Annotated in this window: 20 protein-coding genes and 1 pseudogene; 3 read left to right on the forward strand and 18 right to left on the reverse strand. The window is 44.9% G+C overall.

The genetic code is table 11. From position 1 onward, the window contains the following. Positions 1-94: 94 nt before the first annotated feature. On the reverse strand, positions 95-1,360 hold the full coding sequence (locus Ga0451573_RS01050; RefSeq protein WP_231682009.1) for an FAD-dependent oxidoreductase: 1,266 nt from the start codon (positions 1,358-1,360) through the stop codon (positions 95-97). A gap of 228 nt (positions 1,361-1,588) precedes the next feature. Here Ga0451573_RS01050 and Ga0451573_RS01055 point away from each other — a divergent pair, with 228 nt between their 5' ends. Next, a complete protein-coding gene (locus Ga0451573_RS01055) occupies positions 1,589-2,629 on the forward strand; it encodes a hypothetical protein (protein WP_231682010.1) in 1,041 nt (346 codons plus the stop codon). Beyond that, positions 2,626-3,918: a DNA (cytosine-5-)-methyltransferase gene (gene dcm / locus Ga0451573_RS01060; protein ID WP_231682011.1), complete on the forward strand. Its 1,293-nt coding sequence runs from the start codon at positions 2,626-2,628 to the stop codon at positions 3,916-3,918. The genes Ga0451573_RS01055 and dcm overlap by 4 nt, the downstream gene beginning before the upstream one ends. 142 nt (positions 3,919-4,060) lie before the next feature. Here the strand turns inward: dcm and ytfJ are convergent, their stop codons facing one another. From ytfJ to Ga0451573_RS01130, 14 genes and pseudogenes are all read right to left on the reverse strand, one after another. Continuing rightward, a complete protein-coding gene (ytfJ, locus tag Ga0451573_RS01065; RefSeq protein ID WP_231682012.1) occupies positions 4,061-4,504 on the reverse strand; it encodes a GerW family sporulation protein in 444 nt (147 codons plus the stop codon). A 22-nt stretch (positions 4,505-4,526) separates the two neighbouring features. Beyond that, positions 4,527-5,174 carry a DUF2953 domain-containing protein gene (locus tag Ga0451573_RS01070; RefSeq protein WP_231682013.1) on the reverse strand — a complete coding sequence of 216 codons (648 nt, stop codon included), beginning with the start codon at positions 5,172-5,174 and terminating at the stop codon, positions 4,527-4,529. A gap of 89 nt (positions 5,175-5,263) precedes the next feature. Continuing rightward, a complete protein-coding gene (locus Ga0451573_RS01075; protein ID WP_231682014.1) occupies positions 5,264-6,163 on the reverse strand; it encodes a helix-turn-helix domain-containing protein in 900 nt (299 codons plus the stop codon). Positions 6,164-6,288: 125 nt separating this feature from the next. Next, positions 6,289-7,101, reverse strand: a complete 813-nt coding sequence (locus Ga0451573_RS01080; protein ID WP_231682015.1) for a copper amine oxidase N-terminal domain-containing protein — start codon at positions 7,099-7,101, stop codon at positions 6,289-6,291. A gap of 169 nt (positions 7,102-7,270) precedes the next feature. Further along, complete coding sequence (locus Ga0451573_RS01085) at positions 7,271-8,029, reverse strand: TIGR00266 family protein (RefSeq protein ID WP_231682016.1); 759 nt, start codon at positions 8,027-8,029, stop codon at positions 7,271-7,273. 122 nt (positions 8,030-8,151) lie between these two features. Then, the gene (locus tag Ga0451573_RS01090; protein WP_231682017.1) at positions 8,152-8,547 is read right to left on the reverse strand and encodes a CoA-binding protein; all 396 of its coding nucleotides are present in this window, start codon (positions 8,545-8,547) and stop codon (positions 8,152-8,154) included. Further along, positions 8,537-9,139 (reverse strand): SMC-Scp complex subunit ScpB, encoded by a 603-nt coding sequence (gene scpB / locus Ga0451573_RS01095; protein ID WP_231682018.1) that lies wholly within the window; start codon positions 9,137-9,139, stop codon positions 8,537-8,539. The genes Ga0451573_RS01090 and scpB overlap by 11 nt, the downstream gene beginning before the upstream one ends. 36 nt (positions 9,140-9,175) lie before the next feature. Further along, entirely contained in the window at positions 9,176-9,922 is a 747-nt protein-coding gene (locus Ga0451573_RS01100) for a segregation and condensation protein A (RefSeq protein ID WP_231682019.1), read from the reverse strand. A 259-nt stretch (positions 9,923-10,181) separates the two neighbouring features. Continuing rightward, positions 10,182-11,186 (reverse strand): annotated as a pseudogene (trpS, locus tag Ga0451573_RS01105) (tryptophan--tRNA ligase); the annotation flags it as partial. Positions 11,187-11,234: 48 nt separating this feature from the next. Beyond that, positions 11,235-11,843 (reverse strand): site-2 protease family protein, encoded by a 609-nt coding sequence (locus tag Ga0451573_RS01110; RefSeq protein WP_231682020.1) that lies wholly within the window; start codon positions 11,841-11,843, stop codon positions 11,235-11,237. 57 nt (positions 11,844-11,900) lie between these two features. Continuing rightward, a complete protein-coding gene (locus Ga0451573_RS01115) occupies positions 11,901-14,546 on the reverse strand; it encodes a CBS domain-containing protein (RefSeq protein ID WP_231682021.1) in 2,646 nt (881 codons plus the stop codon). 250 nt (positions 14,547-14,796) lie between these two features. Beyond that, positions 14,797-16,152, reverse strand: a complete 1,356-nt coding sequence (lysA, locus tag Ga0451573_RS01120; RefSeq protein ID WP_231682022.1) for a diaminopimelate decarboxylase — start codon at positions 16,150-16,152, stop codon at positions 14,797-14,799. 133 nt (positions 16,153-16,285) lie between these two features. After that, positions 16,286-16,483, reverse strand: a complete 198-nt coding sequence (locus Ga0451573_RS01125; protein ID WP_231682023.1) for a hypothetical protein — start codon at positions 16,481-16,483, stop codon at positions 16,286-16,288. 79 nt (positions 16,484-16,562) lie between these two features. Continuing rightward, positions 16,563-17,606 (reverse strand): uroporphyrinogen decarboxylase/cobalamine-independent methonine synthase family protein, encoded by a 1,044-nt coding sequence (locus Ga0451573_RS01130; RefSeq protein ID WP_231682024.1) that lies wholly within the window; start codon positions 17,604-17,606, stop codon positions 16,563-16,565. Positions 17,607-17,795: 189 nt separating this feature from the next. Between Ga0451573_RS01130 and Ga0451573_RS01135 the strand changes: the two genes are divergently transcribed. Next, positions 17,796-19,040: an ArnT family glycosyltransferase gene (locus Ga0451573_RS01135; protein WP_231682025.1), complete on the forward strand. Its 1,245-nt coding sequence runs from the start codon at positions 17,796-17,798 to the stop codon at positions 19,038-19,040. Here the strand turns inward: Ga0451573_RS01135 and Ga0451573_RS01140 are convergent. Genes Ga0451573_RS01140 through Ga0451573_RS01150 form a run of 3 tightly spaced genes read right to left on the reverse strand, consistent with a single transcriptional unit; the run spans position 19,030 to position 21,643 of the window. Further along, on the reverse strand, positions 19,030-19,815 hold the full coding sequence (locus tag Ga0451573_RS01140) for an ABC transporter ATP-binding protein (protein ID WP_231682026.1): 786 nt from the start codon (positions 19,813-19,815) through the stop codon (positions 19,030-19,032). The genes Ga0451573_RS01135 and Ga0451573_RS01140 overlap by 11 nt on opposite strands. Further along, a complete protein-coding gene (locus Ga0451573_RS01145; protein ID WP_231682027.1) occupies positions 19,797-20,573 on the reverse strand; it encodes an ABC transporter permease in 777 nt (258 codons plus the stop codon). The genes Ga0451573_RS01140 and Ga0451573_RS01145 overlap by 19 nt, the downstream gene beginning before the upstream one ends. Further along, positions 20,570-21,643, reverse strand: a complete 1,074-nt coding sequence (locus Ga0451573_RS01150) for an ABC transporter substrate-binding protein (RefSeq protein ID WP_231682028.1) — start codon at positions 21,641-21,643, stop codon at positions 20,570-20,572. The genes Ga0451573_RS01145 and Ga0451573_RS01150 overlap by 4 nt, the downstream gene beginning before the upstream one ends. Positions 21,644-21,751 lie beyond the last annotated feature (108 nt).

Raw genomic sequence — 21,751 nt, forward strand, 5'->3', positions numbered from 1 at the left:
ATTTTGAGTCTGTACTTTGTCCCTATTATACTGATAATTATGTTTAGCAAAAAAAAAATAGAACCCCTACGGTTCTGCTCCTTTAAAACTCAAACTATTGAAAATATCCGTTTAGCCCCAATTTCCTGACTTTTTCCCGGACTGCCTTCCGGTCAGTTGTGTAAAGGCCTTTTTTTATCATACGTTCAAAATACACGGACCCAGAGAAGGTATATTTGCGCTGCAGGCCTTCTTCTGTTTTTATTTCCTTGTGCATAAAAGAGATGATATCTCCCAGAGCAAGTTCTGTGGGTAAAACCCGCATAGTCATGCCTTTTCCCAGCCTTGCGGCATTGTCTCCTGCCAGCATTCCGGTAATAATAGCTTCGGTATGCCCTACCAAAGGGCCTGTTTTTTCCCCGGCACAAAAGAGATTGTTTATGCCATTCACCCTGAGGTAGTCATCACAGGGAGCCATAGCCATAAACCTAACGGAATTGCCCTGTCCTCCCGAATATGGATCTGCATATCTGGCTTCCCTAAAGCCCTCTAATTCTCTTAAACTTTCGATTGGGAAAAAAGGAGTCATCAGTTTGGCATGTCCTGTGTCCAAAATTATCAGGTTTGTCACATATTCTTCCATAGCATACTGTTGGCAGGCTTTTCTGCGCAGGGAATCTTTTTTGTGGTACTTTTCCGGAAGCGGAATAATGACAACACCATTGTGGTCAAGTTCTTTGACCAGGCTCTTTCTGAGGGATTTTTTGTCAAGCTTGCAGGAACCGCTCATAGCTTCGAACTGTTGTGTACCTTCTCCTGCTTTAATTTCGTTAACTCCTGCCAAAGCTGTCAGGCTCACCCTGGAACCAAAAGAAGGGCAGCGAAGGATACACATGGCACAACCTGTACCGTGTTTAATACAATTATTCATTGGTCCGGCTGTCCCGGTTGCATCAATAAAGACATCACCTGCAATTACTTCATCTGCTGAAGTGACTACATGTTCTATTCCCCGGTCATGTACAGCTACACCTTTGATCAGGTTTCTGCATAATATTTTAACCCCCTGCTCTTCCAGGCATCTGCGGACTACCCGCTCAATTCGCTGTACATCATACAGCAGGGCATGCCTGTGACCAGGAAAATCTATGTCCCGGTGCCGGGTTACCGTTTCAATAACTTTAAAGATATCTCCTCCACCAAGGGCTATTGCTTCCTCTGCCGCTGTATAGCGCCCGTTGTTTCTCATGATTCCGCCAACCAGGCCTGTTCCAAGTAAAAGGTCGGTTTTTTCTACCAGGATTACTTCTGCTCCTGCCTTTGATGCAAAATAGGCAGAAGCACACCCGGCCCAGCCTCCTCCGACGACAACAACCTTCACATCTGAGTCCTCCTTCCTGCCGGTTGACTCAAAAGCAAATTACTGTTCTCACCATTATATGCGGCAAGATTAAGATTTCGCTACTATTTACTAAAAACAGAAATCCTCTCAACTTGAGAGGATACAGTTTGTAACCAGTTTTTAAAGGAAAACAACCATATTACGTCGTACTTTATATACAATGTTAGAATTAAAAAATGCAATATGTTATCGAAAAGGGGTGATTACTTGGCTAAATTGAAAAAAACTGTTGAAGAACTTGAAAGAACTGCTGTTTTATGGTGGCCCGACTATCTTTCGGACATGGAATCTTCAACAAGTGTTATCCCATTATTAATTAAAACTCAGGATAAATTTATTTCCATTTTGAATTTATCAACTGAAAAACCTGATAAGATTTTCGAGTTAATTGCCACTTCTAATTTTCCTGCCAATTTATTTTTAAAACACCTTGTAGTCCTCGCTGATTTTGGCGGTGAAAAAATACAAAGGCTTAACCAGCAGTTCCATAATGTATTCCCAGCACCAAAATCATCATCACGCAGGTACTTTGATTTCATTTGGAATGAAACTACTTACAGGTATACTTTTTCCTCGCTACCTTATAAAGGGTTACTCAACAACAAGAAATTACATATAGACGGTTCAACGCTAAGTAATAAACACGATTTAGATGATTTGAAATCTGATATGATTATGTTACTGTTGTTTGGGGCAAACGCCATCGACCCTGATGTTTCTAATGTTCTGAGTAAATGTGAAATTGGAAACCTAATTGGGAAAACTGATGAGCTAAATAATTTCATAAAACAAAGGTATATTTTTGTCAGCCGAATTACAGGTGGTGCAGAGGCTAATACTCTTGGACAAATAGCACAAACATATATCGTCGATTATCTGAAAAAAAACTTGGGCAAAGGTTACGAAGTCACTAGCAATGGACATATTGAAAAAATTACACATAATGAGTTTAGAACACTAACTTCATTCGATATAGTTGTTCTGAAGAACAAAAGAGCAGTAGCAATCGAAGTTAGTTTTCAAGTTACCACAAATAGTACAATTGAAAGGAAGGCAGGACAAGCTAAAGCACGACATGATATGCTTAGAGAATCGGGTAACTATATAGCTTATGTTATAGACGGTGCTGGTAATATGCAACGCAGAAGTGCCATTTCAACGATTTGTGAAAACAGCGATTGTACTGTGGCATACAGCGACAATGAACTGAACATCTTAGTCGGTTTCATAAAGGAGAAATTGGGATGATTAGCTTTATCGACTTATTTGCTGGGATAGGTGGTATTCGTTTAGGATTTGAAAACGCTTGTAACACATTCGGGATTGAAACCAAATGCGTTTTATCAAGTGAAATAGATACTAAGGCATGTGAAACATATGAGTTGAACTTTGGTGAGTATCCTTCAGGAGATATTTACCAGATAAATGAGATTCCTCGTTTCGATTTCCTTTTAGCTGGTTTCCCATGCCAACCATTTTCTTACGCTGGAAAACAGCAAGGTTTTGGTGATACGAGAGGTACTTTATTTTTTGAAATAGAAAGAATTTTAAGTACTCACAAACCAACCGCATTTTTATTGGAAAACGTTCGTGGTTTGGTTACACATGATAAGGGAAGAACATTCAAGACTATACTTACAAACTTGGAGAATCTAGGCTACGGTGTAGACTACTTATTACTTAATAGCTGTAATTTTAAAATTCCTCAGAATCGGGTGAGATTGTACATTGTTGGTATCTTAGGTAAAAAACCACGATTGACATTGCAATCTGATTTAGGTTCGGCTGATTCACATATATTTAAGAGTAGCAATACACAATTAGACTTGTTTAAAGAACATGAGTTTCAGTTAGTTAGAGATATATTGGAAACAACACCAGGTGAACAATATATGTGTTCCGATGATTTTGTAAGAAAATTATCCAAAGTTGTAGGGACTAATTACGAATCACTTCACGGTTATCGTTTAATAGACTATAGAGGTGGCAGTTCAATTCACTCTTGGGAACTTGGTATTAAAGGAGATTGTACTTCAGAAGAAATTGAGTTTATGAATAGTTTAATTGCTAACCGTAGAAAGAAAAAATTCGGTACTCACCAAGATGGAAAGAAACTAACTCTTGAACAAATCAAAACCTTTTTCGATAAGCCTCATTTGTTAGATACCATTCAATCACTTGTCGATAAAGGATACCTGCAAAAAGACGATGATAAGTATAATCCTGTCTGTGGTAATATGTCATTCGAAGTCTTTAAATTCTTAGACCCTGATAGTATTTCAATTACTTTAACCTCTAGCGATGCTAACAGACTTGGTATAGTACAGAATAATTTAGTTAGGCGAATTACTCCAAGGGAGTGTGCAAGGTTACAAGGCTTCCCTGACAGATATATTTGCCATCCAAACGATACTTATGCTTACAAGCAATTTGGAAATTCTGTAACAGTTCCTGTAGTAGAGGCTGTTTTAAAAGATTTATTAGACAATAATCAAGAGTCTTTAGGTTTTACACAATTAGACGAAGCTTGTGGATAATTTTATGACTCATGGTTAAGACCTGCTAATGCAGGTCTTTGTTTTTTTAAAACACCAGTTAAAAGTTTCCAATATCCATTAATTTTTTCGATATTTTTATATTAAGATAATCATTTCCACCGTAATTATCTTTCTTAGTTTATTAACATTCGTCATGGTGTTCATGGTGTCGATGCTCTCTGCGGAACATACTCTGCAGCTGTGACACCATCTGTGGGGCAACATCAATTATCCGGTCAACCACGGCATTACCATCAACAGGCATCAACCGTATCTGTCCCTGTCCCACTACCAGAAAACCAACCGGCTGAACAGACACACCTGCTCCGCTGCCTCCGCCGAACGGCATTGCTGTACCGCTGCCCTGTTGACCACCGCCACCGCCACCGCCGTTCTCCTGCTGCCCTGCGGCCCCTTCAAACTCACCGCCGCCCGCAGCAAATCCACAGGCTACTCTGGACACTGGTATGATTACACTGCCGTCAGGAGTTTCCACCGGATCGCCTACAATTGTATTCACATCAACCATTTCCTTAATACTTTCCATTGCTGTTTTCATTAGCCCTTCTATCGGATGATCGCTCATCAATATCTTCCTCCCTGTGGCATTATGAAATAAATCTGTATTTTACAAATTTTAGTCCTGCAATAATAATATTGCCTATTCGCAAATCAAATATGCAATGAAATTCTAGTCTCAGACAGGTGTGCTGATAACATGGGATTATGGATATTATGGGAGGACTGTCAACTGTCCCGACATTCCTGCTGACAACACCGTATATCAAACCCTTGGCAGCCCAGAGAAAGCCTGTGGCAATCCCGGTATTTGCCGGGTCTCCCAGGCCTATTTCAGTCTTCCAGCTCAAATGACGGAATCTGATTGACTTGAGGAGGCCTTTTAAGGCTTTCCGATAACGTTTCAGATACTTAAGTCCCAGTCTGATATAACTTGGCAGACGATGCAGCAGCTCTGACAATGGGAATTTCAGAACCTTTGCCTTTTGTCCGACAGGAGGTGAGACACCTTCTGCATCTGTTTTCACCTTTACCAGTGGTTTAAAACGGTTAATATCAATTTCTGCTATCGGTATTTCTGCTTTATATCGAATAAGCCCCCTGAACAGTGATACTTCTGCCCTTAAATGGTCATTAGTCCCCTGGCGCACAAAATAAATTTCAAACCGCACTTGAATAAAAAGTGCAGCTGCCATTATAATCAGCATAACCCCCGCGAAAATGATAAAACCGGACATAGATAATCACCCTGTTGGAAATATTTCTCTCTACAGGTTATATTTTATCTGATTTGCCCGGCTGCTATACTTACATTCTATATCTATACCTATAATCTGTTATGAAGGTTCTTTCTGTATACCGAAGGCGACAGGCCCACTCTTTTTTTAAACAGTGCCGTAAAATGACTGAGGTTGTTAAAACCGCAAAGGTAACACACCTCTGTGACCGACTTGTTTTCCCTGATTAATAACTCTCTGGCTCTGCCAACTTTAATATCAAGGAAATAGTCATAAGGAGTTTTCCCGGTATAAGCCTTAAAAACGCGGATAAAGTGAAAAGGACTTAAATTGGCCACCTTAGATACCTGTTTCAGGGAAAAGTTTCCGGTAACATGCTTCTGCAGGTATTTTATGGCCCTGGTAATGTTTTCTTTCTCTAAGCGTTTTTTGGGATTAGTCTTAGCAGGTCTTTTTTTAACCTCAACTTCCCCCCTGGTGCCGTTAATGTTGCGGAGCAAACTGACTACAATCTGGTAATTGAGGCTTCTTAAAACATATTCACTTCCTGACCGGGGGTTTTCGTATTCTTCAAGAAACAGGTTTATCTGGTTTATGATGCTGCCATCCAGATTTACCGAGGCTGCTATAGGCTGAACCAAGTATTCCGGATAGACTGAAGAGCAGACATCTTTCAAAAAAACATCTTCTACCATGATCACTATCAAATTTGGCCTGCAGTTTTTCAATTTATCCTGATGACAGCTGGACACTTTTGTTATTCCGTCACACATTACATCCCTGACATCATTTGGGGACATATCTGATGGAAAACTAATCATCTCGGCCATTATCTCATGGTCAGCATCAGGCTGTATTCCTAAGCTCTCGCGGTTACCACTCTTTTTAAATGGCATCACTAAAACAATTCGTTCACTGTAACACACCTGTATGCCTTCCAAAAGTTCTGCAGGTATTTGATTCATTACCCTTTTAACCCGGTTATACATGTGACCATCCTCACATTGCTGCACTTGATAAAGTCCCAAGCCGACAGATCTATCTAAAACGCCATGTTTGCCAAAAAGGGAGAGGCAGAATTAACTGTCTCTCCCCTAATTCGGCCTGAAATTGTCTAGTTTCGCTGACCCAAAATATAATTTTTCCACCATCCCTGATTCTCGTCTTCAGGGTCTACTTCAAATCCGGGATAGTTGTACTTCCAGTCACCTACAAAGGTTTTCCCGTCTTCCGACATAGTAAACACTATATCTCCCTGATTGCCGACATCGATAAACCATTTGCCGGTGAGCACATTTCCGGACACAGTACCGGTAATTCTACCATATTCGTCGTTATCCTGGACAGTGGCTACATTATTTCCCGACTGATTAAAAATAAACATTCCGCTATCGCCGGCGTCCCATGTCCCTGTCCAACTCATTTGGTCAATTGCCCCACTGGTAAAGGTGATAGTTACTGTTTGTGTGGCGGCATCCCAGCCCACCTGAGCGCCCAGTTCCTCGGTTATAAACCGGACCGGCATCATAGTCCTGCTGTTGATGATTGTCGGGGGAACGTCCAGTGTCTTCACAACCCAGTCAGCAGTGGCTGAAGTCATGTCCTTGACACTGGCCTGATTATAGTCGATAGTCATCAGAATAGTCTTTGTGGCTGTGGTAATGGTTACCTGACGAGTATCGCCATTCCACGCTATAGTGGCCCCCATATTTTCCACCAGAGCCCTGATAGGCAGCAGGGTCCGGCCATTTACAATCACGGGCTTGGTACCCCTTGCCGGATCAATTTCCTGTGTCAAGCCATTAACACTCATGTTGGGATCACCTATCCTGAGTACAACTGTCTTGGTCTCAGCATAGGCCGCAGCGCCAAAGACCAGGCACAGCACTGCTGTCAGCATCAGAATCAAAGCAACCTTTTTTTTCACTAAAATTCCCTCCGTTCGTAATTTTGGTAGGTATATCCGCTTGCCTTAAATTATTTTAACATTTTTCGCCACAGGATTCTTTCGCAATATTGCTATGTACTTTTGTATTATTGCTGTAATTAAAAAAACGCCAGGGTCTTAGCCCCGGCGCTTTTTCATGCCGCTTTAATCAGTCCTTGCCAAAAAACGATCCAATCAGGTTCCCCGCATTTATAGTTGAGCCACCTTCGTTACGGGCCCCTCCTGCTGCTGCCTTAATCCGGTCAGCCATCCTGGAAAAGGGTAGGGTCTGCAGGTAAACCAGTCCCGGTCCCGTAACCCGTGCCAGGAAGACACCTTCGCCGCCAAACAGGGCGTTCTTAAATCCACCGACAAACTGAATGTCATAATCTACCGATGGCGAGAAGCCGACCAGACACCCGGTATCCACTCTAAGAGATTCTCCTGCAGCCAGGTTTCGTTCCACAATTGTGCCCCCAGAATGAATAAATGCCAATCCGTTCCCTGTCAGCTTTTGCAGGATAAAGCCCTCACCGCCGAACAGTCCGGCTCCAAGCTTCTTAGTAAAGGCCACCTCAATGTCAATTCCATTGGCGGCACACAGGAAGCTGTCCTTCTGACAAAGGAAAGTCCCTCCCAGCTTATCCAGGTCAAGAGGAATAATCTTTCCGGGATACGGGGCTGCAAAACCGACATTTGCCTTTTTGGAGCCACTGTTCATAAATGTGGTGATGAAAAAGCTTTCACCTGTTACCATTCTCTTGAAACCGCTGAACAGCCCGCCTCCGGTACCTGTCTGCATGGCAATCCCGTCTTCCATATACATCATCATCCCGGCTTCGGCACGCACCCCCTCCTGAGGGTCAAGTTCAATTTCCACCATCTGCATGTCATCACCATAAATCTTGTAATCGATTACATCAGCCATTCATCTGCCTCCCATCATATTTTTATGTAAAGAGTAATCATTTTAACTTTACCACCATAGGTAATACTATGCTATCCAATCATTGCGGTTTACTATAAAAATATTGCTCATTTTGCCGAGCCTTAATAATTCAGGCTGCACTTCTGGTGTGCCTTGAGGATGCATTTATCCATTACCACTTCAAGTCCGGAATTTCGCGCAGCTTCAGCCGCTCCTTCATTAAAAACACCTTCCTGCATCCAGATGACTCTGACATCACCCCTGTTTACCGCTTGTCTGACAAAGGGCATTACAGCTTCGGATTTGCGAAAAATGTCGACCACATCAACAACAATATCTGCCGGGATGGAATCTATATCAGGATAGGCCTTCTCTCCGAGGACACTGTCAACTGTGGGATTAACCGGAATAATCCGGTATCCGCAATCCTGCAGATACTTGGCTACACAGTAGCTGGACCTGTCGGGCTTATTGGAAAGTCCGACAACAGCAATGGTCTCAATGGACTCAAAATCCATCCTCTTCACCTTCCTCACCTGTTATTATTTCTTCACCGGAATTGTCTGCTTCACCGCCGCCATGACGCCTGGTAAACTCGTCGGGGTCAGGCAATCCGGAAAGATCCTGTAAACCAAAATACCTGAGGAAACTCGGTGTTGTCCCAAACAACATCGGCCTCCCGGGGCCTTCCTTCCGGCCTACTTCTCTTACCAGATTCTTTTCTGCCAGTGTTCCAATGGCGCTATCGACCTTCACACCCCTGATAGCCTCAATTTCCGCCCTGGTTATGGGCTGCTTATAGGCAACTATGGCCAAGGTCTCCAGGGCTGCTTTTGAAAGTCCGTGTGTCCCCTGAGGCTTATAAAGTTTTTCAATATAACCTGCCATTTCCGGTCTGGTACACATCTGATACCCATTGGCAACGAGGTTTATGTTAATGCCCCGGCTGTCATTGGTATATTGGGACATGAGTTCATCTGCCAGGACTTTGATTTCATTCTCGGGCATCTCCAGTACCTGAGCCATATCCTTTAGAGTCAGCGGCTCTTTTGATACAAACAGCAGGCATTCAATTATGGCTTTCGTTTCCCGGGGGAACATCAGGCCCATAGTTTGATTCACTCCTTTAGGCTGCAGCGATATCCTCTAGGCTTCGGCAGTATCATTCTCTCTGCTGTAAATCATTATCTCCCCAAAGGCCCTGGACTGATATGCCCTTATCCGGCCAAGCTTAATCAACTCCAGAAGGGCCAGAAACGTTACAATCACCTCTACTCTGGTAACCCTGGGGTGGAACAGGTCCTTAAAAGCAATTCCCCGGTTGTGAAAAAACAGCCTGCGCATAATTTCCTTCATTTTGTCCCTTGTAGTTACTTCATCCCTTGGAATCTCGCCGGTCAGTTCCCGGTCAACTGTCCGCTCCAGCACTTCTTGCAGCGCTTCCAGGAGGGTGGACATGTTTATCCCTTCAAGAGGGTTTTCCTCCCGAAAGAGGTGATAAAACATTTCCTCTTCATTTGGCCGGGTATAAACCCTGTTCATTAAAGTCTCTTTTTCCTGAAAGAAGTCAGCCATTACCTTGAATTTTTTGTATTCCAGAAGCTTTTCCACCAGTTCATCCCTGGGGTCATATTCTTCCAGAGCCTCTTCATCCTCAACCGGCGGTTTGGGCAGCAGCATTCTGGCCTTGATTGCCAGGAGGCTTGCCGCCATTACCAGGAACTCGCTGGCAACTTCGAGATCCAGCATCTGTATAGCAGTAATGTATTCCAGGTATTGTGCGGTAATTTTCGCGATGGGGATATCATAGATGTCAACTTCGTTTTTTTCCAACAGGTGAAACAGGAGGTCAAACGGGCCCTCAAACACTTCCAGCTTGATCTGGTAGGCCAAAAGACTTCCCTCCTCCGAATAATTTCAACTAGTACCTGAGGTTCATGGCTTCCCTGACTTTTTTGATGGTATCCCGGGCTGTTACCCGAGCCCTCTGGCTGCCCTTTATAAGTATCAGGTTTACCAGGTCCAATTTGGCATCCAGGATATCCCGGACATCACTTTCGCTAAAAAGACCTGCCATATAGTCATCAATAATTGACTGGCCAATCTCACTGAGATAATTTTTTTCCTTTCGTGTTCCGCTGAACTCCTTAAACCGACCGACAACCGTTTCCGGCTTCCTTTCCTTATCAGCAGCATCAGCCTGCCCGATACCCTGGCCGGCCAGATGCTCTTTTAAATTCATTATATACTGCCTAAGGTCATTATAGGTACTGTTTTCATATTTGGCCCGGCGTTCCCGGAGGGGGGCCAGCATCTTTTCCACGATTTCCAAAAGATCCTTTTTACAGGACACACAACCGCGTTCCGCACCCCGGCATGCTTTCTGCACATATTCCAACATGTCATTATTGTAGATTTCCTGGTATTTGTGTACAATACACACCTCCGGATGGCCCGGATCTTCTTTGCGTATCCGCTGCGGGTCAGTAACCATGGCATTGACCCGTTTCTTCACCTCATCTGTGGTCGCAGAAATGGCAATATTATTTCCATAGCTTTTGCTCATTTTCCTGCCGTCAACCCCGGGAACCATGGGAAACCTGCCAAGGAGCGCTTTAGGTTCGGGGAACAAGTCTGTCTTGTACAGGAAATTAAACCTGCGGGCAATCTCCCTGGTTAATTCAATATGAGGCAGCTGGTCTTCTCCCACAGGCACTGTATCAGCCAGATAAACCAGGATATCTGCCGCCTGGAGCAGCGGGTATCCCAGAAAACCATATGTGGTAATATCCTTGCCCTGTTTTTCAAATTGTGCCAGCTGGTCCTTGTAGGTCGGACACCTTTCCAGCCATGCCAGAGGGGCATTCATCGAAAAACACAGGTGCAGTTCCGCATGTTCCCTTACCGATGACTGCACAAAAACAGCGTTTTTCACCGGGTCAATACCCACACTCAGCCAATCCAACACCATCTGTCTGGTATCATTAGGCAGTTCTGTGGTATCGTCAAACTTAGTGGTCAGGGAATGCAAATCAGCAATCATGAAATAACATTTATATTCATCCTGAAGCCTGACCCAGTTCTCCAGAACACTCAGGTGTCCTATATGCAGCCTTCCCGTCGGTCTCATCCCGCTCAATATCGTGCCTTTACTCATCTTATCTCCTCCTGTGACAACCTTTTTTAAAACCCTGAGATACTATTTTTAAAACCCTGCCAGTTTAAACAGCAAATCATAAACAAATCCTACTATTGGCATCAGGAAAGCATCTATCACTCCAAAAACCATCATTAGAATCAGGATTACGAAACCGTATTTTTCCAGGTTGTATATTATATGACTATATTTGTGTGGCAGAATCCCGGCCAAAATTTTTGACCCGTCCAACGGCGGAACCGGAATAATATTGAAAACCGCCAGGATAATATTAATGTACACGATAAGATGAAGAATCCTCTGGATAACTTCACCCTGAGGCATCATTATCCTCCATAAAAGTACCGTTACCACAGCTATCAGCAAATTTGTAGCCGGTCCGGCAAGGGACACCCAGAGCATGCCCCGCTGCCTGTCACCTTTGAAATGAAACGGGTTTACCGGCACCGGTTTAGCCCATCCAAAATGAAAAAACAGCAGAAATATGGTCCCCAGAGGGTCCAGGTGCTTTAATGGGTTTATGGTAAGCCTGCCCAGGTTCCTGGCAGTGGGGTCTCCAAGTCTGGAGGCCACATAGGCATGGGCAAACTCATGCAGGGTAAGCCCCAGCAGCAGGGCCGGCAGGATATATATCATGGTCTGGATGTCAAAAAACAAAATAATTAACTCCTTTCAGAAACCGCATCACTGGATTTTGCATCACTGGATTTTGCATTACTGGATCTTGCTGACCCCCAGCCCGTCGAGAAATTCAGCAACAAATCTAATTTCGTCCTCCCTGGTGGCAACTGCGCCGTCAAGCCGGGCATCCCTAACGGCATCAAGGGCATCTTTAAAATAAGGCGCCGGCTGATATCCCAGCCTCTTTATATCTTCTCCGCTTATTAACAATTTATTGTGTCCGGCACGGGCCAGATAATTTTTCAGCCGTTCCGTGACAACCTCCTCCCCGGCAACTGCCAGGATAAAGGCAAATCCCTCGCCCGATAGTTCCCGTACTGCTGAGGCGATTTCACTCATCTTCATCGGTTTCCTGCCGGAAAGCCGTTTCACAACCTCAGGGCAGAGGCACAGCAGTTCACTCATTTTCCGCTGTTCTTCCCTGCTCATCCTGAGTTTTTCATCAATCAGGGAAATCCGGCATCCGGTTTCCCTTACCAGTACCCCCAGGTACAGGACCCATGTATTCAACTTCAGGCCGCCACCTGTAGAGCTGACAAATTCCATGGCAAAGGGCAGCTTTTTCAGGATACTCAGAGACTCCTGGTCAGTGTTGGCAGCGGGAAGAATAAAAGGCCATATATTCAGTTCACTCATCCTGAGAATAGCGCCCGTCGGTGAAGCTTCACCAAGAATATGTTTCAGTTCTTCCCTGACCCTGTCTGCCGACAGCTTTGCCAGCATTTTGGCCTTAATAGCCCTTTTTATCAAGGAAAGGGTCTGGGTTTCAATCCTGAACCCATATCTCTGCTCAAAACGGACTGCCCTCAGTATTCTGGTAGGATCCTCTACAAAACTAAGATTATACAGAACCCTGATAATTCCTTCTTCAAGGTCACGCCTGCCGCCAAAATAATCCACCAGTTTGCCGAAATTCCTGGCGCTGAGAGTTAAAGCCATGGCGTTAATGGTAAAGTCACGCCGGTAGAGGTCCTGTTTCAATGATGATACCTCTACTTTTGGCAGCGCCGCCGGGTATTCGTAATATTCAGTCCGCGCGGTGGCCACATCGACCCGGAAATTATTATGAAGGATCACCATAGCTGTACCGAACTTGTTATGGACCCTGACTCTCCCACAGAGGAACTCTGCCAGAGAACGGGCAAAACCAGGTCCGTCCCCTTCAACCACCAAATCAATATCCAGGTTTTCCACTCCCAGGATAAGGTCTCTGACGAACCCGCCGACCGCAAACACACGGTACCCGCTGCGGTCTGCCAGGTAGCTGATCTGTCCCAGCAGGTCCCTGATGGGGCCAGAAAGATTGGCTGCCATAAGAAGCTTCAGGTTATCGGAACCGTTGCCGGTTGACACCTGGGTGATATTATATATCCGCTCATACTTTTCGGGGTAGTGTTCACCGTGAAGGGACCTTAAGACATCTGTCCGGGATACTATTCCTTCAATACGGCCATTGTTGACTACAGGAAGCCTTCCTATGTTATGGTCAATCATCAGGTGCTGGATTTCAGGAAGGGTGGTTTTTCCGGAAATTGTGATTACCCTCCGTGACATAAAGCCTTTTACCGGAGCATGGCCAAGTCCGTGGTGTTTGGCCTTATCAATATCACGCCGGGAAATAATCCCGGCCATTTTCTGCCCGTCAACCACAGGAAGTCCTGTATGACCGTACCGCAGCAATATCTTGCCTGCTTCTTCAATAGTTGTGTCAAGTGTAACAGTTTTCACAGGAGCAGACATAATATTCTCTGCTGCTACTTCCGGTCTCACATGCTCCTGCAGCAGGGTTTTTATTTTATTGATAATAGTCTCAACATTTCCGTCCCTGACAGTTGCCGATGCCGCCATGGCATGCCCGCCGCCGTTAAAACCGGCCAGTATTCTGGACACATCTACCACCCGGTCGTGACTCCGGCCCACAATATGGACCCGGTCATCCATAAGGACGGCTGCTATAGCCACATCCGCATTTGAGACATCAACCATCTTGTGCACCAATAAGGCCAGTCCCCCGACATATTCCCCAATTTCTCCACTGGTGATAAGGATTTTCACCCCGTTTATATCATATGACTCTGAAGCTACAATGAGTTTGTTTAAAAGGTTTTTTTGCTGCTCAGACAGTGGTCTGTCAATAAACTCGGAAACCACCGGCAGCTTGGCCCCATGTGACAGCAAATAAGCAACAGCCTCCGCGTCCCTGGAGGTGGTACTGGTAAAGGTCAGGCAGTCCGTATCCTCATAAATTCCCAGAGCAAAAACCGTGGCCTCAAAAGAGTTTATTTCAAGGCCCTGTTTTTTCATTATTTCAACCAATAAAGTAGTGGCTGCACCAACTTCCTCAATTACTTCCAGGGAACCTTTCAGGTCATCAGCCGAAGCCGGGTGGTGGTCATATATGTATACTTCGATTTCAGGATTCTTGAGAACCTCACGCACTTCTCCAATCCGGGAAATGCCTTTGGTATCTACCAGAATAAGCCTGGTCACTTCTTTAAGAGCAATATCCCGGGCCAGCCGGAAATTAAAAGTATCCTTATGCAGGGACATGAATTCTCTCACATTACGGTGTAGTTTCCCACTGTAAACCAGTTCGGCATCAGGAAACAGTTTTTTGGCTGCTATCATTGAAGCCAGTCCATCAAAATCCGTATTATTGTGGCTGACTATTATCTCCATACTTGTCCTCCTTGTGCCGTTACCGGAACTTTATATCATACCACAGCAAACCTGCAAACGAAAGTCGGAATTCAGAAATCAGAATTCAGAATGCTCTTCTGCAATAGCGGCTACAATGAAAATTATAGATAAGTTTCAGGATAAAATCAATGTTATTCTGACTCCTGTCGCCTGAATTCTGACTCCTTATCCTTACATAGCCGGAGCACCCCAACAGCAGCGGGGTGGGTACAAGCCCCACCCCGCAATTTTAACCTGATATTTTTAATTCTGCCTTTGTTTTGGGCAGTCCTTTTTTCATTCTTTCCGGCAGGACATCATTTCTCACGATATCATCAAAGGTTTCCCTTTTCACTACAAGGTCGGCCCGGCCGTCCCTGACAAAAACCACCGCAGGCTTGCCCAGCCTGTTGTAGTTGCTGGACATGGAATAGTTATATGCCCCGGTGCTGGAAACCGCCAGAATATCGCCCGGTTGGACTTCAGGCACATGCAGGTCCCAAATCAGCATATCACCTGACTCACAGCATTTTCCGGCTATCGATACCTCTTCCATCTTCCGGCTGTCAGCCTTATTGGCCAGTATCGCCTCATAACGCGCCTGGTAGAGCGCCGGTCTGGGATTATCTGTCATTCCCCCGTCAACAGCAACATATTTCCTGACACCGGGAATATCCTTGACAGTCCCCACAGTGTAAAGGGTAACTCCTGCAGTTCCCACAATGGATCGGCCCGGTTCAATAATGACCTTGGGCATCGGATACTGGTTTTCCTCACACTGCTGTCTGATTGTCTCCATCACCATGGCAGCATAAGTCTTAATACTTGCCGGTTTATCTCCTGAAGCATAATATATCCCGAAACCGCCTCCCAGGTTAAGCTCAGCAAACCTGTGCCCTGTTTCCCGGTAAACTTTTATCAGGAATTCCATCATAACTTCAGCCGTATGCTGGTATGATTCCAGTTCAAATATCTGAGAACCTATATGGCAGTGCAGCCCAATCAGGTTGATGTGATTACACTCCAGGGCCTTTTTAATCCCTTCAAGGGCCTGACCATTGCTGACAACAAGGCCAAATTTGGAGTCAATCTGTCCCGTCTGAATGTATTCATGTGTATGTGCCTCTATCCCCGGGGTCACCCTGATAAGCACATCGGTCCTGGTATGCATCCTGTCTGATAACTCGTTGATTTTATCCAGTTCCTGCATATTGTCGGCAACAATTCTTCCAATACCTGCCTCCAGAGCCATGCGCAGTTCTTCAGTTGACTTGTTGTTGCCGTGAAAATAAATTAATTCCGGAGGGAAACCGGCTTTAAGAGCAGTATACAATTCCCCTCCTGACACCACATCAAGCCCTAATCCCTCAGATTCAATGAGCCTGCACATTGCCAGGGTAAGAAAAGCCTTACTGGCATAAATGACCAGAGAGTCCGGATACGTTCCGGTAAAGGCCTCATAATACTGCCTGCAGTTGTCCCGCAAATGGTTTTCATCCATGACATACAAAGGTGTGCCAAATTCCCTGGCAAGTTCAACAGTATCACATCCGCCAACCTCCAGGTGTCCCTTATCATTAATCCGCATAGTCCCGTGCAATTTCACTGTCCAGATTACCTCCCCAACATTTGGCTTCAGTTCGATAAACAATTTCCCGACAACAAAAGAAAATTTTCATTAAATTTTAACACATATTGTACCCACAGTCAATTGAACCAGGGCAAAAGAAAAGGAGCGCCTATTTGAGACGCTCACTGTTACTGCTGTTCTTTCTTGATGTCAGTTCAAGGATTACCGCAAAATCCCGGGTGTCCCCTGTACTGATGTTTAGCGCGTTCATTGGCGGAGTGCGGTCTACAGCACTTTTGCTCTCGCGGTCCTTAGTTAAAACCAGAGGTTTAAAATAAGCCGAATTAACCAGAGATGAAATGTGCACCTAAACTCCTCCTTGCCACGTTATCCCGTATCCCTTTTTAAGTATTTATCGGAACAATACTACCAAAACTTTAGCTTTTTTACTCTAAATTATATTTTTTTTTGAAATATTCAGAAACTCTTCTGAGCACATCAAAGGCTTTGGTAACCGTTGCCGTTCCGTCCAGATTGACCAGACAGCACCTTGCCGGCGCTAACCAGGCCTGCCGAACGACAGTTTCTATGGAGATGCCGCGGCTGTCCAGATAGTTCCACAACCCCTCTAAATGGCTTATCAGGGTATCTGCAGATTCCTGAACATACTCCTCAGTCAGGGTGGGCACTATGCCCCAGGAGATGATTCCTCCCTTTTCGAGAAATGCCTTAATCTGATCGACATACCTGACGAAAATATTACCATTACTGAAGATATCAACTGAGAGTATATCGAGGTCAAGTGTCTCCAGAAGGAAAGACCAGTCAGGGTTGCCACAGAGGTGAATCCCCTTAGGCCCCTCAATCAGACTGAGGAAATCCCGGTAATCCTTCCCTGCTTTTTCGGCGGGATATCCCGTGAAAGAGCCGAATATAAAACTCAACCCGGGTTCATCTATCCATACAAAACTATTTGGATTAACCTCTGATATCTCCCGATACTGGACATTGATTTTCCGTGACATAAACTCATACAGAAAGAACCTTATTTCATCATTATAGATGATTGGTTTCCTGTTTTCATCAGTAATCTTAAGGCCAAAGCTTATGGGTCCGATGGACTGTCCCCTGATCAGGGGGTATTTTTTTATCCCGGGATTTTCCAGAAAGTTTCGGTAAACAGCCGAATACCTTCCCTGAATCCGAAAATAGTCGTCATTGTCAAAGTTCTCCACATAGCTGTCAAGTTCCCGGTAAAACTCAGCCGTGTCAAAAAGGATGCGCTGTTCACCCTCATCTATCCTGATGCCTGGGAAGTTATCAGTTATCTGTACATACATGTCTTCATAAAAACCGGCATGCGGCAGCTGCGGCCAAAATGGGATATCAACACCGAGAGCCAGTTTCATGGCCTCCTCCACCTGATCATGGGGCAGAATCCCCATAGCGGTTGTCATACAATTACCCGGCAGCTTATATATTTTTTCCATTTTCAAGTATCCTCCTTCCCTTTTTATGGTAATTTTGTTATTATATAATTGTCTGTTCTTTGAATATATTTTAACGTTAATTAAGTGCAATTTCTGTGATATGTGTCATAAACTGGTATGATATTGAGATACTAATACGGTCAGCTATCAGAAATATAGTCGGTAATCAGTGCAAAGTGAGGCATAACTATGAAGTCATATAATCAAAATATCCTGAAATCATCAGGAAAAGTATATCAGGGGTCATCTGCGCCACGCTGGAGCGCCAGAGAGTTAGCGCTGCTTGGTTTGATACTCCTGCTAGCCCTTGGCCTGAGGTTCTATTTTTTATTAGGAATAGAGCAGCCCGGACCATTCAGCGACGGGCAAAACTATAACCTCATGGTAAGGCAGCTCCTTGACAAAAAAATCTACGGTTATCATTCAGAATCTCCCAATACGTATGTTACCCCTGGATTCCCCATGTTTCTGGCCCTGGTTTACATAGTTCACGGCTATTCCCCGGACAGTCCGGTTACCGCAGTCCGCATCTACCAGGCCTTAATGATGACAGCCGCAGCAGGCCTTGTTCACCTGCTAGCCCGCCGCATATGCAGCAAGCCCGGCGCAATGACTGCTGCTCTGGTGGCAGCAGTATACCCGCCGCTAATCTGGAGTACCAGCGCTTTTTTGACTGAATCACTTTTTACTTTTTTATTCTTGGCATATATATATACAATAATCCTGGCCCTGGATCAGGACTCTATGGCTGCCACCGGAATCAGCGGTATCTTTTTCGGCGCCGCGGTGCTGACAAAGCCCCAGTTGGCGCCGTTTTTCTTCGTTCCCTTTGTTCTGGCCCGGTTTCAGCAAAAGACAAGGAACACCTTAAAAATGTTCCTTGTCTTCAGTGTGTTCTTTATTCTGTTAATGACACCATGGTGGATAAGAAATTACCTTACTTTTCATCAGTTGATTCTTACCGCGACCCAGACCGGCAACCCGCTCCTGGCGGGTACAGACCCCTATTACCGGCTGGGTGTTGAAAAACTCTTTGCAGGTGTCAATCCCGAAGACCAGACCACACATGCCCTGAACCGGATTGTCAGCGGTTTTAAAAATGAAACCTTATTATACCTGAAATGGTTTACAATCGAGAAATTCAGTATCATGTTCCGGGAACCCTGGCTGCGATTTACAGGTAATTTTTTGCTTGGTCTGAAAATAATCCACCTGCCTGTAGTGATCCTCGGCTGGGTGGGACTTTTGGCAGGGTTACGGAAACCTCCGCTAAAGGTTCTTGCCGCTGCCGTCATCATGCTTACTCTGATTCAGCTTGTCTTTCTGCCGCTGCCCAGATATGTATTTCCATTAATGCCTTTATTGATAATAAGCTCAGTACACCTCATTGAACAAATTTGGGAGACAGTGCGTTTTATCCAGGTCAATTATTGACCAACAAATTATTCAACTCATTCCACTTTTCGCTGAAACCCGCACTTCCAACCGTCCGAGGCCTTGGCAGTTCATTTGTGATAACTTTTTTAATCGTACCGGGACGGCTGCTCATTACTGCAATCCTGCTGCCCAGGATCACTGCCTCCTCAACATTGTGTGTAATAAAAACAATTGTCGGGTGAAATTTTTCCCATATTTTAATCAGTTCATTCTGGAGCGACATCCTTGTCAGGGAATCAACACTGGCAAAAGGCTCGTCCATCAAAAGGACTTTCGGATGTACTGTAAGGGCTCGCGCGATGGCAGCTCGCTGCTTCATCCCCCCGGATAGCTGATGTGGATAATAATTTTCAAATTCATTCAAGCCGACAAGAGCCAGATTTTGTTTCACGGTGTCCCTGATTTCCTTTTCCGAGGCCTTCTTATTAACTTTTAAGGGAAACGCGACATTTTCCTTTACCGTTTTCCATGGCAGCAGTTGGTCAAAATCCTGAAAGACAACTATCCGGTCAGGGCCGGGGCCCCGGACAGGAGTTTCTCCCAGTACTATTTCTCCGCTGTCCGGTTTTTCCAGCCCGGCAACACAGCGTAAAAGCGTTGTTTTACCACAGCCGGAGGGTCCCAGGATACATACAAAGTCACCTTCATCTATTTCCATACTGACTTTTTCCAAAGCAGCCAGGTTTTGAATGCCGCCGGTAAACGTTTTACTGACATCTGAAATTCTTAGTTTCCCGGGTTCCTCCCGTCCTATCAGGCTATCATTCCCCATTTTTTTACCGTTTTCCTTTCTATTAATCCAAATAAGATATCTTCAATAAGTATCCCAATAACCATAATCACAATCAGTGCTGCAAAAACACCGGAAACGTTGATAAAATACCTCTGTTGGTAAATGTACCAGCCCAGGCCGCCCTGGGTTCCAGAGGTTCCAAAAATCATCTCTGCAGCTATCAGGGCCCGCCAGGACCGCGCCCACCCAATCTTAAGTCCTGCCAGCAGGTAGGGAAATGCCGCCGGCAGCATAATTGATATGGCCAGTCTCGGGCCTGACAGTCCGATATTTTGTCCTACTTCCCTGTAAATGGCAGGTATAGCTTTGAAACCGGCCATGATGTTGAGAATCATAGGCCATAATATGGCGTGTACTATTATAAATATAATAGGTTCCTGGCCTGTGCCAAACCACAGTATTGCCAGAGGCAGCAACGCTATTCCGGGCAGGGGGTGCATAATGGTAACTGCCGTATCGACAAAACTTGCTATTGTCTGTGATGACATAGCCAGAATTGACAAAACCAGAGCCAGAACCAGACCAATAAACAATCCCAAGACGATCAGGTAAAGAGAATATCCCATTAACCCGAATAATTCGCCACTGGCAGTAACCTCTGCAAGAGCCTTGAAAATATCCACCAATGAAGGAAATAACCGTTCAGCTTTGGGAAAAATTCCGGACCTGACAGTACCTTCCCATAGCACGGACAAGCCAATGATAAATATTAACCTATTGATAAATTTCTTTTTCATTTGGTTGTCTTCCTGTACTGTGCTTCCTCCACAGGCGACTTACCGCCTGCCTTGTTGCCAATGGCGGCGCCTACATTTTCCCATGCAATTTCACTGTAATCTGTAGGCATTTTGGAGATATATCCCGACATTTTCATAAATTCGGCAAATCCCATCAAGCCATAAGGAGTAGAAGTAAAATTTGTTCCCGGCCATGTCAGGTATTCATATGTCTTTTCTTCAGACATTTTAAATTCAGGGGCCAGCATCTTAGCCGCTTCCCGTGGGTTTTGATTCACATAGTAGATAGCCTCATTGACTGCTGCCACAAAGGCTGCATAGGCAGCAGGATATTTGTCATGAAACTCTTTGGTAACAACCCCGACAAGGAAGGTATGTTCCCCGCCAAAGGCTTCCTCAGCATCGATAACCTGCTTGATATTAGCTGAAGTAAGTTCTTCAAAAATATATGGTGGTGAAGTAAAATGTGCCGTAATGCCCCTTTCACTGATAAGTGCATTCGTCCCGTCAGGGTGAGCCATAGAAACCAGGTTGTGGTCAAGCGCCTTGGGGTCTTCCAGTTCCTTTTCGGCAGCCATTGCCAGCAGGATATGCTGCACACTGCCCGGGATGGGGACAGCGATTTTGTCATGCTCTTTAAAATCTCTTAGAGACTTGATATCATCCCTATATGTCTGCAGCCCCTGTGGCGAACTGGCCAGAGCTGTGGCAATTTTCCAGTCTACTCCCTTATCCCAGGCTATCAGGTAGGGTGGAATACCCATAAAACCGGCATCAAGTTCACCTGCAATAAGTGATTCTCTGATTAGACCCCCTGTTCCCATTTGTATCCATTCCACCTGTATGCCGGGCAGATATTTTTCAATCAGCTTCTTTTCTTTCATTATCTGCAGCGGCGCATAGCCCAATCCGAACTGCAGTGACACCCTAATCTTTGCAGGAGCAATCTTTACTTCCGTTGTTTCATCGCTAGCTTTTTCGCGGGTGCACCCGGCGCCTGCTGATATAAGCAGTGCTACCAGTAATAACGTCAGGGCCTTACCTGCCACAGAATTAATTCTTTTTTTCACATATTTCCCTCCTTTTATACTTAATCATGCAAATAACATTTCCTTTAATTCAAAGCTTTACATTATGTTTAAAGCTTTAAACCTGGACTTTGTTTTCCCACGGGTAGG

Origin of the sequence: Phosphitispora fastidiosa (assembly GCF_019008365.1) — a bacterium.
Taxonomy (GTDB): Bacteria; Bacillota; Thermincolia; order Thermincolales; family UBA2595; genus Phosphitispora; species Phosphitispora fastidiosa.

Coding starts and splice junctions, on each gene's coding strand:
- dcm (WP_231682011.1), top strand. CDS start 2,626: ATGATTAGCTTTATCGACTTATTTGCTGGGATAGGTGGTATTCGTTTA.
- ytfJ (WP_231682012.1), bottom strand. CDS start 4,504: ATGAGCGATCATCCGATAGAAGGGCTAATGAAAACAGCAATGGAAAGT.
- Ga0451573_RS01070 (WP_231682013.1), bottom strand. CDS start 5,174: ATGTCCGGTTTTATCATTTTCGCGGGGGTTATGCTGATTATAATGGCA.
- Ga0451573_RS01075 (WP_231682014.1), bottom strand. CDS start 6,163: ATGTATAACCGGGTTAAAAGGGTAATGAATCAAATACCTGCAGAACTT.
- Ga0451573_RS01085 (WP_231682016.1), bottom strand. CDS start 8,029: ATGGCTGATGTAATCGATTACAAGATTTATGGTGATGACATGCAGATG.
- Ga0451573_RS01090 (WP_231682017.1), bottom strand. CDS start 8,547: ATGGATTTTGAGTCCATTGAGACCATTGCTGTTGTCGGACTTTCCAAT.
- scpB (WP_231682018.1), bottom strand. CDS start 9,139: ATGGGCCTGATGTTCCCCCGGGAAACGAAAGCCATAATTGAATGCCTG.
- Ga0451573_RS01115 (WP_231682021.1), bottom strand. CDS start 14,546: ATGGAGATAATAGTCAGCCACAATAATACGGATTTTGATGGACTGGCT.
- Ga0451573_RS01130 (WP_231682024.1), bottom strand. CDS start 17,606: ATGGAAAAAATATATAAGCTGCCGGGTAATTGTATGACAACCGCTATG.
- Ga0451573_RS01135 (WP_231682025.1), top strand. CDS start 17,796: ATGAAGTCATATAATCAAAATATCCTGAAATCATCAGGAAAAGTATAT.
- Ga0451573_RS01140 (WP_231682026.1), bottom strand. CDS start 19,815: ATGGGGAATGATAGCCTGATAGGACGGGAGGAACCCGGGAAACTAAGA.
- Ga0451573_RS01145 (WP_231682027.1), bottom strand. CDS start 20,573: ATGAAAAAGAAATTTATCAATAGGTTAATATTTATCATTGGCTTGTCC.